General features: G+C 57.8%; 12 protein-coding genes. 6 read left to right on the plus strand and 6 right to left on the minus strand.

From position 1 onward, the window contains the following. The first annotated feature begins 62 nt into the window (after nucleotides 1-62). Complete coding sequence (locus tag RUA4292_RS10455; RefSeq protein WP_058277537.1) at nucleotides 63-2549, plus strand: penicillin-binding protein 1A; 2487 nt, start codon at nucleotides 63-65, stop codon at nucleotides 2547-2549. On the opposite strand, the gene RUA4292_RS10460 is transcribed toward RUA4292_RS10455, so the two are convergent. Next, a complete protein-coding gene (locus tag RUA4292_RS10460) occupies nucleotides 2543-3376 on the minus strand; it encodes an aminoglycoside phosphotransferase family protein (RefSeq protein ID WP_158507008.1) in 834 nt (277 codons plus the stop codon). The two genes, RUA4292_RS10455 and RUA4292_RS10460, sit on opposite strands and share 7 nt — an antisense overlap. Nucleotides 3377-3452: 76 nt before the next feature. Between RUA4292_RS10460 and prfB the strand changes: the two genes are divergently transcribed. The 3 genes from prfB (at nucleotide 3453) to RUA4292_RS10475 (ending at nucleotide 6981) form a co-directional block, all read left to right on the plus strand. After that, nucleotides 3453-4580 carry a peptide chain release factor 2 gene (gene prfB / locus RUA4292_RS10465; RefSeq protein WP_058277539.1) on the plus strand — a complete coding sequence of 376 codons (1128 nt, stop codon included), beginning with the start codon at nucleotides 3453-3455 and terminating at the stop codon, nucleotides 4578-4580. Between the two features lie 190 nt (nucleotides 4581-4770). Continuing rightward, nucleotides 4771-6165 (plus strand): amidase, encoded by a 1395-nt coding sequence (locus tag RUA4292_RS10470; RefSeq protein ID WP_058277540.1) that lies wholly within the window; start codon nucleotides 4771-4773, stop codon nucleotides 6163-6165. A gap of 33 nt (nucleotides 6166-6198) precedes the next feature. After that, nucleotides 6199-6981 carry a DUF2189 domain-containing protein gene (locus tag RUA4292_RS10475; protein WP_058277541.1) on the plus strand — a complete coding sequence of 261 codons (783 nt, stop codon included), beginning with the start codon at nucleotides 6199-6201 and terminating at the stop codon, nucleotides 6979-6981. A gap of 5 nt (nucleotides 6982-6986) precedes the next feature. Here the strand turns inward: RUA4292_RS10475 and RUA4292_RS10480 are convergent, their stop codons facing one another. From RUA4292_RS10480 to RUA4292_RS10490, 3 genes are all read right to left on the minus strand, one after another. Beyond that, a complete protein-coding gene (locus tag RUA4292_RS10480; protein WP_233493415.1) occupies nucleotides 6987-7721 on the minus strand; it encodes a helix-turn-helix domain-containing protein in 735 nt (244 codons plus the stop codon). Between the two features lie 289 nt (nucleotides 7722-8010). Further along, a complete protein-coding gene (gene ilvN, locus RUA4292_RS10485) occupies nucleotides 8011-8571 on the minus strand; it encodes an acetolactate synthase small subunit (protein ID WP_058273965.1) in 561 nt (186 codons plus the stop codon). A 66-nt stretch (nucleotides 8572-8637) separates the two neighbouring features. Beyond that, the gene (locus RUA4292_RS10490) at nucleotides 8638-10389 is read right to left on the minus strand and encodes an acetolactate synthase 3 large subunit (RefSeq protein WP_058278146.1); all 1752 of its coding nucleotides are present in this window, start codon (nucleotides 10387-10389) and stop codon (nucleotides 8638-8640) included. A 422-nt stretch (nucleotides 10390-10811) separates the two neighbouring features. Here RUA4292_RS10490 and RUA4292_RS10495 point away from each other — a divergent pair, with 422 nt between their 5' ends. Together RUA4292_RS10495 and RUA4292_RS10500 are read left to right on the plus strand one after the other, a co-directional pair. After that, a complete protein-coding gene (locus tag RUA4292_RS10495) occupies nucleotides 10812-11657 on the plus strand; it encodes a HalD/BesD family halogenase (protein WP_058277543.1) in 846 nt (281 codons plus the stop codon). Nucleotides 11658-11705: 48 nt separating this feature from the next. After that, complete coding sequence (locus RUA4292_RS10500; RefSeq protein ID WP_058277544.1) at nucleotides 11706-12089, plus strand: bleomycin resistance protein; 384 nt, start codon at nucleotides 11706-11708, stop codon at nucleotides 12087-12089. An 83-nt stretch (nucleotides 12090-12172) separates the two neighbouring features. Here the strand turns inward: RUA4292_RS10500 and RUA4292_RS10505 are convergent, their stop codons facing one another. Both RUA4292_RS10505 and RUA4292_RS10510 read right to left on the minus strand, forming a co-directional pair. Beyond that, a complete protein-coding gene (locus RUA4292_RS10505; RefSeq protein WP_058277545.1) occupies nucleotides 12173-12820 on the minus strand; it encodes a response regulator transcription factor in 648 nt (215 codons plus the stop codon). Then, nucleotides 12817-14250 (minus strand): cache domain-containing protein, encoded by a 1434-nt coding sequence (locus RUA4292_RS10510; protein WP_058277546.1) that lies wholly within the window; start codon nucleotides 14248-14250, stop codon nucleotides 12817-12819. Before RUA4292_RS10510 ends, RUA4292_RS10505 begins: the two co-directional genes overlap by 4 nt. Nucleotides 14251-14453: the final 203 nt, after the last annotated feature.

Genomic DNA, 14453 nt, shown 5'->3' on the forward strand with positions numbered 1-14453 from the left:
GTGTTTTGACCCTGCGCCGGGCCATCACTATATAGGCGTCACCGCGAGTAAAAGGCAGTAACGTGATCCGTTTCATTCTTTCGATTTTCGGGGCGATCTTCAGCCTCGTGACATTGGGTATCTTCATGGCCGCGCTGGTCGTCGGCGCGATCTTCTGGATGTATGGGCGCGACCTGCCCAGCCATGAATCGTTGGCGCAGTACAAACCGCCCACGATCAGCCGAATCTATTCGGGCGAAGGCCAGTTGATCGACGAGTTCGCGCAGGAACGTCGCCTGTTCACACCGTCCGAAGAGATTCCCGATCTGGTGAAGCAGGCGTTTATCTCGGCAGAGGACAAGAATTTCTACACCCATCAGGGTTACGATCCGCGCGGTATCATTGCCGCTGGTGTTGAGGCGGTGAAGTCCAAGGGTGAAACCGTTCGCGGTGCATCGACCATTACACAGCAGGTGATGAAGAATTTCCTGCTGTCCGGCGACCGCCGCGCCGAGCGGAAAATCAAGGAAATCATCCTCGCGACCCGGCTTGAGGATACGCTGGACAAGGAACAGATCCTCGAACTTTACATGAACGAGATCTTTCTGGGTCAGAACTCTTATGGTGTGACCGCCGCCGCACAGACTTATTTCAACAAGACCCTGCAAGAGCTGGAGCCGCACGAGGCCGCGACATTGGCCGCGATGCCGAAGGCGCCGTCGGACTATCATCCGGTTCGGCAAAAAGAGCGTCTGCTTGCACGTCGGGACTATGTTTTGCGCGAGATGAACCAGAACGGGTATATCGATCAGGCGACCTATGAGGTCGAAGTCGAAATGCCCCTCCGCTCGGTCCAGAATGGCGATTTCGAGAGTTTCCGCACCGCGCTGCCGCCGCGCGACTATTTCACCGACGAAATTCGCCGCCAGCTGAGCGACGATTTCGGCGAGGGTGAGTTCTTTACCGGCGGCTTTGCTGTCCGCGCCTCGGTCGACGAGGAAATGCAGCTTGAGGCCGCCAAGGCCCTGCGCACCGCACTGCAAAAATACGACCGCTCGCGCGGGAAATGGCGCGGCACAGGCGAGGTTATTGCGGAAGAAAAACTGACCGACGAAACTCAGTGGCGCGAAGCGCTGGCCATCATAGAAATCCCCCGGGACGTTGTGCTTCCGACGCAGTGGTATCCGGCAGTTGTGATGAACGTGGGTGAACAGCAATTGATCGTGGGGATCGAGGACGGCCCGGCCGACGGCATCATCCCACGTTCCGATATCAAATGGATGCAAGGTGATTTCGCAGCGAACTTCAAACGTGGCGACGTCATTCTGGTTATGGCCGGGGAAGAAGGCCAGTGGTCCGCCCGTCAGGTGCCTGAAGTGCAGGGTGGCTTTGTTGCGATGGACGTGAACTCGGGCCGTGTTCTGGCGATGCAGGGTGGGTTCTCGTATCAGGATTCGGTGTTCAACCGCGCCACGCAGGCGCAGCGCCAACCGGGTTCCAGCTTTAAGCCTTTCGTCTATGCCGCCGCACTGGACAGTGGTTATAGCCCCGCAACCATCGTTGTGGATGCCCCGATTGAGGTGAACACCCCCCAAGGTCTGTGGCGGCCCAAGAACTCGTCGAACAAATTCTACGGCCCAACGCCGCTGCGTACTGGGATCGAACAGTCACGGAACCTGATGACCATTCGTCTGGCGCAAGAGGTGACCATGCCGGTTGTCGCTGGCTACGCGGAACGGTTTGGTGTCTATGACCGTATGGGCGCGTTCCTGGCGAACTCGCTGGGGTCGGAAGAAACCACGCTGTACAAGATGGTCGCCGCCTACGCGATGTTCGCCAACGGCGGTGAGCGGGTGGAGCCCACTCTGGTTGACCGTATTCAGGATCGGTTCGGTAAGACGATCTACCGCCATGATGACCGGCAATGTCTGGATTGTAACTCGGCCTGGCTTGAGCCGGACGAGTCGCCCACTATCGAGACGAACCGCTCTCAGGTCATGGATGCGATCACCGCATATCAGTTGACGTCGATGATGAAAGGTGTGGTGGATCGTGGGACCGCGTCCAGTGTTGTCAATCTGCCGGTGCCGACTGCGGGTAAAACGGGTACGACGAACGAATCCAAGGATGCGTGGTTCATTGGCTTCACCTCAAACATCGTTGCTGGTTGCTATATCGGTTATGACCGCCCGCGTCCGATGGGGCGAGGGGCCTATGGGGGTACGTTGTGCGGACCAGTGTTCCAAAGCTTCATGGAGAAAGCGGTCGAGAAATACGGTGGCGGGCCGTTTGATGTGCCCGAAGGTGGTCACTTCATCAAGATCGACCGCTTCAGTGGCGCGCGCCTGCCTGCCGATGCTTCCGGTGACTATGTTGTGGCTGAATATTTCCGCGATGGCGTCGACGGCTTTATCGACCGTGTCTATGACGGCGGCTTTGCGATGGGCTCCGACCTGCCTCTGTTCGAAGAGGCCAACTCGGGCCGTCAGGTTACCACGTCGACTGGCAACACAATCACTGTTGGCCCCAACGCCAGCCAGGGTGATCTGCAGGGCGGCGGTCTTTACTGATCCGCTACCTGCAGGAGTAGGTTCAACAGGTCTTCTTCCGGGTCATTTGTGACGGTGCCATCTGCGCACCAGAAGATCGACAGAGCACATTTCGCGGCAGCCCATTGGGCAAGTCGTCTTTCGTTAACCCGCATGGCGGTCGCGTATAGCGCCAGGCCAGTTTCAATCTGTTCAGGGCGCCGAACCAACTCTGGCATGCCTTTTGGGTGGCGTAGGGCGTTGGCCAGCTCAAAAGCCGGATCACCGATGTACCCCTTGGCGTCAAAAACCCTAGGCCCGGCGGGTGTTGCGATCACGTTGTCATGATGCAGATCCCCGTGCAGCGGAACAACCGTATCCTGCGTGTCCAGAAGGTGACGGCCAATGCTGATCGCTTGCATCATGTCGTGCCGTAGCCGGGTCGGACAATCGTCTGAGAATTGGCAATCTAAAATTGGCGCGAAGACTTCCTGAAGCGGTTTCAGCCCGGTCGTGTTGATGGTCGGACTTTGGTGCAGTTGATCCGCTGCCGTCGCCAGACCGCGTACCGCATCATCCGGGCGGCCAGACCGCGCGATGTCCCCAAGCGATGGCCCTTCAAGCCATTCCGTCAAAACGGCGTTGGGCGCCTCGGCCAGTATGTGCACAGCACCCCGGTCACGCCACAGATGCATCAGGTGCGGACCAGCTGTTTCATTGCCACGGTTTGAGCGGCGATAGATCTTGAGTGCGGCAAGCGTGTTGTCCAAAGTTCGGACCTTCCACACATGTGCATGCCCGGTATCCGCAACGAGCTGAGGGTCTTCCAAATCCCATCTGCTCAGAAACTCGTTCAGTGCGTTTTGCATTCCGTCTTGCCTGTCTTGTGGTGGCCCGCGCCTCTTGCTATCACGCAGACCTGATTGAGCAAGTTGGGACAAGACCATGCGCGCCGAAACCCAGAACACCGTGGCGGAAATCGAAAAGTCACTGGAGCTGCTGGCGCAGCGCATGGACTATGAGACCGCCCCTCATCGTCTTGAGGAATTCAATGCGCGCGTCGAAGATCCCAACCTGTGGGACAACCCCGAAAACGCGCAAAAACTGATGCGCGAGCGTCAGATGCTGGTCGATGCCATTGAAACCTATGAGTCGATCAAGACCGATCTGAGTGACAACATCGAGCTGATCGAACTTGGTGAGATGGAAGAGGACGAAGAGGTCGTCACCGACGCCGAAGACGCCATCCAGAAATTGGGGGCGAAGGCCGCCAAGAAAGAGCTTGAGGCGCTGCTGGATGGCGAGGCCGACGGCAATGACACTTTCCTTGAAATCAACTCGGGCGCCGGTGGCACCGAAAGCTGTGACTGGGCCTCGATGCTGGCGCGGATGTATGTCCGCTGGGCTGAGAAGAAGGGGTACACTGTCGAGCTGCAGTCCGAGACTGCGGGCGAAGAGGCGGGCATCAAATCCGCCGCCTACAAGATTTCGGGTCACAACGCCTATGGCTGGCTGAAATCCGAAAGCGGCGTGCATCGTCTGGTGCGTATTTCGCCATTTGACTCGGCAGCCAAGCGGCACACTTCGTTCAGCTCGGTCTGGGTCTATCCGGTGGTCGACGACAATATCGAGATTGAGGTGAACCCGTCCGAAATTCGCATCGACACATATCGGTCTTCGGGCGCGGGTGGTCAGCACGTGAACACCACGGACTCGGCGGTTCGAATTACGCACATTCCGACAGGGATCGTCGTGACCAGTTCTGAAAAGTCGCAACACCAGAACCGCGATATTGCCATGAAGGCCCTGAAATCGCGCCTGTATCAGCAGGAATTGGACCGTCGCAACGCGGACATTAACGCGGCACATGAGGCCAAAGGTGATGCGGGCTGGGGCAACCAGATCCGGTCCTATGTTTTGCAGCCCTATCAGATGGTCAAGGATCTGCGCACCAACCATGAGACTTCGGACACCAAGGGTGTTCTGGATGGCGATCTGGATGGGTTCATGGCTGCCACCCTTGCGATGGATGTGGCGGGCAAGAGCCGCTCCGAGGCGCAAGGCGACGGCTAAGACGCCGCAAGGTGGCGCTGCCCCCGTCTCCGCAAGCGGAGACTCCCCCGGGATGTTTTTGGCCAGATGTAGCTGATCCGTGCACTGCGGTGTGCGTGGTAAAAGATATATGTAAAACACGGGTTTAAATGGGGTTGCGGCCTCGCTAGGCTGATCGCGACTTGGTAACACTGAATGCGATGGGTCCCGGATGGATTTAAGTCAGACAACCGCAACTGCCTTGTTGGCGGCGCTTTCGGCCCGGCGTCTCTTAGCCGCTGATCTGATGCGTGAAACCTTGGATCGCATTGCCGCGGTCAACCCGCCTCTGAATGCGATTGTTGCGCTGCGCGATGAAGAGGCGCTGATGGCCGAGGCGCGTGCGCTGGATGCGGGGTCAGTGACGGGCCCGTTGCATGGGTTGCCAATTGCGGTCAAAGATCTGGTGAATGTCGCCGGGGTGGTGTCGTCGCAGGGATCACCGCTGTATCGCGATCATGTACCCGAACAGGACGATCTGATAGCCGCACGGATGCGGGCGGCCGGCGCAATCCTGATCGGTAAAACAAATACGCCAGAGTTCGGCTTGGGCTCGCACACGTTCAATCCCGTTTATGGCGCCACACGTAACCCATATGATCGCTCTAAGACATGTGGTGGATCATCGGGTGGGGCAGCCGTTGCGCTGGCCACCGGGATGGTGGCGCTGGCGGATGGCTCTGACATGATGGGCAGTCTGCGTAATCCGGCGGCCTGGAACAATGTCTATGGGTTTCGCCCAAGTTGGGGACGTGTGCCGCCGGAACCTGTCGGCGACGTATTCCTTCACCAACTGTCCACGCTTGGCCCAATGGCACGAGCTCCGGAAGATCTGGGTGTGTTGTTGGACGTGATTTCAGGGCCGGACCCACGGCATCCTGCAACCCCGCACAATGCTGCAGTGTCCCCAGTTCAGGCGGCCGATCTGGCCGGTATGCGGATTGGCTGGCTGGGCGACTGGGGCGGGGCGTTCCCGTTTGAGGATGGTATTTTGGACCTGTGCCGGGATGCGCTGTCCGTTTTCGTACAGCTGGGGGCGCAGGTTGAAGCTGTTGCGCCGCCCTTTGATGCGGAACGCATATTCGAAAGCTGGTCGACCTTACGATCCTGGAGCGTGGCGGCAAGTCTGGCCCCGCAGTCTGAACAGCGGGCGCAGTTGAAGGATACGGCGCAATGGGAGCTTGACCAGGGGCAAGCCCTGACGGCGATGCAGGTGCATCAGGCGAGTGTTGTACGATCGGATTGGTTCCGGCGCGCGGCTGAACTGTTCGAAGGATTTGATGCGTTGATCCTGCCGTCTACTCAAGTCTGGCCGTTTGAACTTGAGCTCCCGTATCCCACCGAGATTGCCGGTAAAAGCATGGATACCTATCACCGCTGGATGCAGGTCATGATTCCAGTCAGCTTGATTGGCTTGCCGTGTCTGTCGGTGCCGGTGGGGTTTGGGGCAGGCGGGTTGCCGATGGGCATGCAGGTCTTTGGCCCGCGCGGCGCGGATGCAGATATATTGTCCATCGGGGCCGCGTATCACGACGCGACCGGGTGGCCACAAAACCGACCGGCTTGAGGAGAGCGCCGGAAACAGGAGGAGAGACAGAGCATGGAAAAACCCTTTGGGGTTCCGGAAATGGGACCTGTGGATACCGGTATGCTGGGAGAGGCATTGCGCCGTGCCTGGGCTGATTTTCGTCGGGCACCTGTATTTGGCCTGTTGTTTGGTGGGTTCTATGTGTTGGCTGGCTTGGCCATGGCGTGGGTCACGGTGCAGACGCAGACGTCATTCTGGCTGGTGTTGGCCACCATAGGGTTCCCATTGCTCGGCCCTTTTGCGGCAGTAGGGTTGTATGAGGTGTCACACCGGCTGGAACAGGGTGAACCTTTGGATTTCAACGAGGTTTTCGGCGTGATCCTGCAGCAGAGCCGTCGTCAATTGCCATCCATCTGCGCGATTATCGTGGTGATTTTCCTGTTCTGGTTTTTCTTGGGTCATATGATCTTTGCTCTGTTTATGGGGCTGTCGACCATGACCAACGTCTCCAGTTCGCTAGAGGTCTTTATGACGCCCAATGGCCTGACTATGCTGGCCGTCGGCAGCATTGTGGGGGCCATTTTCGCGCTTATTCTATACATGATCACCGTCCTTTCGATCCCGATGTTGCTGGATAGAGAACTGGACTTCGTGACTGCGATGATCGCCAGTTTCAGCTATGTCCGGTCGAACCCGAAGATCATGCTGGGGTGGGGTGTGTTCGTGGCTGTCGTGACATTCGTGGCCATGATCCCGTGGTTTTTGGGGTTGTTGATCGTCTTGCCGTTACTGGGGCATGCCAGTTGGCACCTGTATCGTCTGATCACTCTGGCAGGGGCCGGGAAAGAAGCCTGAAGAGCCTATGCAGCACTTTGCTTGAGCCGCTTGGCAGCGCGCGCCGCAGGCAGGGCTGCCTTTGCCTGAGTGCCCAGATAGTTCAGCGAAATCCGGCGCATTGTGGTCGCCTGAGCGTTGGTCTTGGACAGGCAAATGGCAATGCCACGCCATCGCTCGGAGTTTTCTTCAGTGCCGCGCGTTACAAGGTAGATACGGCTGTTTTGGGCCGCGCGGCTGGACATAAGGATAAAAATCTGCCGCCCGGCGCAGGCCGCGATGCCCTGCACTTCACGTCTGGTGGTGTCGGCCGGTATTCCCTCATTTTCGGGTTCATAGCTTCGCACCAGCGTGCATTGCGGCAAACGGCGCGTGTGGATCAGCCGGTGTCTGGTCATGGGAGATCCGTCCAGCCCCGTTTCCGTCGCATAATAAAAGCCCGCCGGCAGCAGGTTTTCGGTCAGCGTTGAGGGGCCGGACCCCAGGAATTCAGTCAGGGCCGAAGCAGCCGGATGTTCCGGAGGTGTTTCAATTTCCTCCAGAGGTCGCAACAGGATACGGGCGTCGACCTCGAAAAACCGGCACATGCGATCCAGAACATCGGGGCGGGGAAAGCTTTCACCCGCCAGATATCTGTTGAATTGGGTCCTGTTGATGCCCAGTTGACGGCACAGCTCAGACACGGACGAATATTGCCGCGACAATTGTCGCAGATTGTCGCCGAACATCTGGCGCAATTCATCAGGACCGCGGATACTCATGGTCATTTCTGTCCCAGGTTCCAGAGTGTCATTCCAAAAAGTGCGACGCACCCGACCTTTTGGCCGTTCGTGCATTCTCAATCGTACTGGTGACCCTAGCTGGCGCATCCCAACACCACGCTACACCTCCGAAGTTAACGTAGGGGCAGGCAAACGCAATAGGCTTACATCAATTTGTATGATCTTTTTGGGTGGCCATGTTCATAGGCAACATAGCGTTGCATTGATTGAATATGTCCTGGTACCGCGCCTCGCCCCGGTACCGAGAAGGGGGGGCGAGGCGAAAAAGTCAGTCGCCGCGCAGCAGGGCGGCCACGCCGGTGCGCGCGATCTCAACAAGGCCCAGCGGGCGCATCAGATCGGCAAAGGCGTCGATTTTGTCAGGGGCACCGGTGATTTCGAATATGAACGAATTCAACGTGCTGTCGACGACGCTGGCGCGAAAGATATCGGCCAGACGCAGCGCCTCGACCCGCTTGTCGCCCGCGCCAACAACCTTGATGATCGCCAATTCCCGCTCGACCGAGGGGCCTTCGACAGTCAGGTCGTGAACCTCGTGTACCGGAACGATACGGCCCAATTGGGCTTTGATCTGTTCTATCACCTGAGGGGTGCCGGTGGTGACGATGGTAATCCGGCTCAGGTGGCCAGTGTGATCCACCTCGGCGACGGTCAGGCTTTCGATGTTGTAACCCCGACCCGAGAACAACCCGATCACCCGGGCCAGAACACCCGGTTCGTTTTCAACCAGAACCGCAATCGTGTGACGCTCCTGCACGTCCGAGAACGTGGGGCGTAGGTTATAGGCGGAATGGCGCGTTGCACCTTTTTTTATATGTAGGGCAGACATTTATGTCCCTTTCATCATCCTGTGATGGTCGGGTGCAGTGCACCCGACAAAATCCGTCAAATTGTGTCAGACCAGAACCGAACCTTTGGAATCGATTACGCCCTGCGTTTCAGCCTCGCCCAACAGCATTTCGTTGTGCGCCTTGCCCGACGGGATCATGGGGAAGCAGTTCTCGTGCTTTTCGACCAGACAGTCAAAGATCACCGGACCGTCATAGTTGATCATCTCCATGATGGCGTCATCCAGATCGGCTGGATCGGAACACAGGATGCCCTTGGCCCCGAAGGCCTCGGCGAGTTTGACGAAATCGGGCAGGGCCTCGGACCAGGAATGCGAGTACCGCTCGCCATGCAGCAGTTCCTGCCACTGACGAACCATGCCAAGGCGTTCATTGTTCAGAATGAACTGTTTCACCGGCAGGCGATACTGTGCCGCGGTGCCCATTTCCTGCATGTTCATCAGCCACGAGGCCTCGCCCGCGACGTTGATGACCAGCGCGTCAGGGTGCGCCATCTGCACACCGATGGAGGCCGGGAAGCCATAGCCCATTGTGCCCAGACCGCCCGAGGTCATCCAGCGGTTCGGATTTTCGAACCCCAGATACTGTGCGGCCCACATCTGGTGCTGACCGACCTCGGTGGTGATGTAACGGTCATGTTTTTTGGTCAGCTCTTCCAGCCGTTCAAGCGCGTATTGCGGTTTGATCGTCTTTTCGCTGTTGGTGTAGGCCAGACAGTTCACTTTGCGCCATTCGGTGATCTGATCCTGCCACTTGGCAACCGACGCCTCATCTGTCTTGCGGCCACGCGCTTTCCAGACCTTCAGGATATCCTCCAGCACATGTGCAACATCGCCAACAATCGGGATGTCCACGCGGATCACCTTGTTGATCGAGGACGGGTCGATGTCGATATGCGCCTTTTTCGAGTTGGGCGAGAACGCGTCGATCCGCCCGGTGATCCGGTCGTCGAACCGCGCACCGATGTTGATCATCAGGTCGCAGTCATGCATTGCCAGATTGGCCTCATAGAGTCCGTGCATGCCCAGCATGCCCAACCAGTTCTTGCCCGACGCCGGGTAGGCGCCCAGACCCATCAGGGTCGAGGTGATCGGGAAGCCTGTTGCATCGACCAGTTCGCGCAGCAACTGGCTGGCGGCTGTGCCGGAATTAATGACGCCGCCGCCGGTGTAAAAGACGGGTTTCTTGGCGGTCTCAATTGCGGCCACCAGTTCGGTGATCTCTTCCAGATCGCCCTTCATTATAGGTTGGTAGTGCGACGTCGATGGCTTTGGGGCGCTATAGTCACCGGTTGCGAACTGAACGTCCTTAGGGATATCGACCAGAACCGGGCCGGGTCGACCCGAGGTGGCAACGTGGAACGCCTCGTGCATCGTGTCGGCCAGCGAGTCCGTATCCTTGACCAGCCAGTTATGCTTGGTGCAGGGGCGGGTAATGCCGACGGTATCGGCCTCTTGGAACGCGTCCGAGCCAATCATGAACGTCGGAACCTGTCCGGTCAGAACCACAATCGGGATCGAATCCAGCAGCGCATCCGTCAGGCCGGTCACGGCATTTGTCGCGCCGGGGCCAGAGGTCACAAGGGCAACGCCGGGCTTGCCGGTCGAACGGGCATAGCCTTCGGCTGCGTGAACCGCGCCTTGTTCATGCCGCACCAGAATGTGACGAATATCGTTTTGCAGAAAAATCTCATCATAGATCGGTAGCACAGCACCGCCGGGGTATCCGAATACCGTGTCCACGCCCTGATCCTTGAGGGCCTGAACTACCATCTTTGCGCCGGTCATCTCACGTGTCATCTGCTTTGCTCCGTTCGCGACATGTGTCTTGCGTTTGACAAAAAAAAGCCCCCGAGATTTTCGGAGGCGCATGGGTTCGATTATGGTTTACCGTTACCGGCCCATGCGCGTGGTTCCTACGATTACGACTAGCGTTCTCATCGCCAGAGGCTCCTTCTTTGCGTGCAGGGACATTATGAGCCGGGGCAAGGGGCGTCAACAGGCTTTTGCACCAATTTTCTAACTCTGAGGGTGAATTTTGCGACATTTTATTGCGCAGATTGACGCATGCAGGGAATATTCAGGAAAAATGCCCCCTTTGACCTCCAAATTTCTGCCTTGAGGGTAGTCAAAAAGCGGCATCGCGATGTCCGAAACAAGCATGATGAGCAGTTTTGACTGCGGCACGCTGAGATTGACCGAACAAGGAAGGGAGGCGGAGGATGATCCATGATCTGGTTGATCTGGGGCGGTATCCTATCGATTGCCCGGACTCGCGCGCATATGAACGACTGATCGGTGATCTGCGCCGCGAGTTGGATCAGGACGGTTGTGCCGTTTTGCCCGGTTTTATCCACCCCGAAGGTTTGGCGCAGCTATTGAAAGAGGCGGATGCCGTGGCCGACCGGGCGCACCGCTCTTTCAACCGCACCAACGCTTATTTCTCAAAGGACGATTCCCGGTTGGACCTGAATCACCCAATACGCAGATTCTATGACCGGTCGAACGCCTTCGTTCCGGCAGACAACTTTCCCAAATCGGGTCCACTGCGCCGAATCTATGAGTTCGAGGGCTTCTTGCCGTTCATACGCGATGGGCTGGATGAGCCGGAGGATCGGTTCTTTCGCTATGGCGACCCGCTGGCGGATGTGATCGTCAACGTAGTCGAAGAAGGGCAGGGCTTTCCCTGGCATTTTGATACCAACAACTACACCGTGACACTGGCCATCCAGAATGGCGAGCTGGGTGGGGCCTTTGAATACGTGCCGAACTTGCGCAGCACCGAATACGAGAATTTCTCGTCCGTGGCTTCGGTGCTGGATGGAAACCGGGCACTGGTCAGGACGTTGGAGCTGCAGCCCGGGGATCTGCAGATATTCAAGGGCAGATACGCATTGCACCGGGTCGCCCCGGTACAAGGAACGCGCAGCCGATATGTCGGCATCTTTTCCTTTGTCGAAGCCGAAGGCATGTGTGGCGGGGTTGAGCGTACCCAACAGCTGTATGGGCGGGTTCTGCCGCATCATCACCAGCGTGCTGGATTGCGCAAGGATCAGTTGTTGGATTGACCGGTCGCGGGTTACAATCGAGAGCTGGGGCTACTGTCGGAGGGGCACATGCCGGAATTGCTACAGCTCACGCCATTTGTTCTGTGTTCGTCACTGCAAAAGCAGATTGATTTCTATTGCGATCGATTGGGATTTACCTGCGATTTCAGGCAGGACAATTATGCCTTCCTGTCGCGTGGCAAGGTCGCCATTCGCTTGCTTGAATGCCCGCCGCGCGATGATGGGCGTGCCTTGGGGGATGATCAGTCCTTTTACATCGATGTGGCCGGGATTGATGATCTGTATGAAACCCTCAAGGCAGGGTTGGCTGATTTACCTGAGGGGCGCGTGCGCCCGCCGTTCAATCAGCCGTATCAACAACGCGAGTTTCACGTCCTGGATGAGGATGGAGCATTGGTGTTTTTTGGTGAGGACATTCGGCCAAGGCTCTGAAATCAAAAGCTCCCGCCCAACGTCGATGCGCCTTTGGCGCACCTCGTCTTGTTGGGCCGGGCAGCGCGTTCCGCGCTGCGGGATCAGAAGCCGGGGCTTGTGCCTTGTAGTACGCCATGTTCAAGCGCATAGCGGGTCAGGCCAGCGGTGGAAGAAATCCCAAGTTTGCGCCGGATGTTCTTGCGGTGCGTTTCAACGGTTCGAACCGAAATATCCAATGCTGCGGCGACTTCCTTGTTGGATTTGCCCTGCGCCAATTCCAGCAGAATTGTCTGTTCGCGCCCGGTCAATGCTTCGCGGGCGCTATCGCCTTTGGGCTGAAGCGATCCACTGGCTCCGGTGCACAAGTACTGCTCACCACGCATCACTGCGTCGATAGCCTGTTTGATCTCGTCCGTCGGCACGTCCTTGAGAACGTATCCGCTGGCGCCGTGGCTGAGCGCGGTCGAGATGTATTCAGGGCTGTCATGCATGGACAGGATCAGGATGCGTGTCCGGGGCAGGCGTTCCAGAATGATCTCGGTCGCGCTAAGGCCGCCTAAACCGGGCATGTTCAGGTCCATCAGGATCACGTCGGGCGCAAGATCGGTCGCCTGATCCACAGCCTCTTGTCCGCTGCCCAACGTCCCGACCACCTCGATCTCATCATAGCTTTCAAGGATCGACTGAATCCCTTCGGCGACCATGGGGTGGTCGTCAACGATAAGAACCCGGATTGTCTGATCGCTCATGTACCAGCCTTTCGGTTAGGCGTTGCGTCCTCTTGCGGCGGCAGCATGTGGCTCAGAGGCAGGCTGACCTCGATCACTGTGCCGCTGCGTGGGGCGCGTGATGACAGAATGCGCAGCGATCCGTCAAGCTGTTCGATGCGTTCTTGCATGTTGCGCAGGCCGATACCGGGGTTGGCGGGATCAGGTGTGGTGCGTAACCCACGGCCATTGTCGGTGATCCGCATTGTCGCGCCTTTCTTGTGGCCGCGCAGGTCGATTGTAACACGTGTCGCCCCGGAATGACGCTCGATATTGGTCAGCGCCTCTTGGGCGATTCGGTACAGGGCGATCTTGCTGTCCTGATCTAGCCGGTTGCGGAAAACCACGGTCGAGAATTCGGTTTCGATCCCAGTGCGTTCGCAGAAATCGTGGGTCAGCGCCTTGAGGGCAGGGCCAAGGCCCAGGTCGTCCAGCACGCCGGGCCGCAGGTCGCGGCTGATGCGGCGGACTTCAGTAATAGCCGCGCCAAGCGTGTCGATGCCCTTTTCCAGAGGTGCCTGTGCCCCGGCATCGTCACCGCGAGACAGGCGACGGCGGGCATTGTCCAGCGCATAGCGGACACCGACGAGGATCTGGCTGATACCGTCATGCAATTCGCGCGCCACGCGCCCACGCTCTTCCTCTTGCGCATCAAAAACCCGCTGCGTCAGTTCTTTAAGTTTGGCATCCGCCAAGCGGCGCTCGCGGACGTTCAGCAACATGCCCGAGGTGAAGACAACCAACACTGCGGCAAGAACAATTGCGCCGATATACGAGAAAGTCCGTTGCACTCGGGCCTCAACCTCGGCCCGCGCGTTGGCGACTGTCGCGACGATGTCGTCGATGAAAACTCCTGTGCCGACAGCCCACCGCCAATCCTGCAGGCCGACCACATAGGCGATCATTTGCGCCTCTTCGCCTGTCGAAGGTTTTTGCCACATGAAACTGTGCCAGCCCGCACCTTGACGGGCCAGGCTGATGAATTCGTCCACAACAGGCGTGCCGTCGCTATCGGTCAGCCCCTCCCAGTTCCGGTTGATAAATTCGGTCTGGCGCGGGCTGACGAGATTGTTGCCGTCATAGTCATAGACAAAAAAGAACCCGTCCTTGCCGTAGATCATCGCTGACAGGATTTGCGTCACAAGGTTCTGTGCCACCTTATCTTCAGTCGATGCGCGCCCATAGATATAGGCAAACCCGTTTCGAGCTTGCGTGACATAGTTCTTAAGTTCTTCTTTCTTGGCTTCAATTAGTCGCCGCTCAAGCGCTTCAATTTCACGTTCGGCGGTTGCCCTGGATTCATGAACCACGAAGAACGCAATCGCGGCCACTGCGACGACCAGAGGGATCGCCGCCACAAGCGACAATTTCTGGCCATAGGTCAGTGAAATCAGATTACGGAATCCCCTCATAGGCGAATCGATACGCAAGCAGGCGGCAAATTGCAAAATTTTTGGTGAATTGGCGCATATGAGAGGGCCGGCGCGCAGAATTATTTTGCATTTGTCACGGTTTGCACCCGGGAAAACACCAAAAACGCGATCCCCTACGTAGTACTAGGTATTCACATTCACATCTTGGTCATTAGGCTGACGCGCACTGAAAACGACTACGC

The sequence above is a fragment of the Ruegeria atlantica genome, assembly GCF_001458195.1.
Lineage (GTDB): Bacteria > Pseudomonadota > Alphaproteobacteria > Rhodobacterales > Rhodobacteraceae > Ruegeria > Ruegeria atlantica.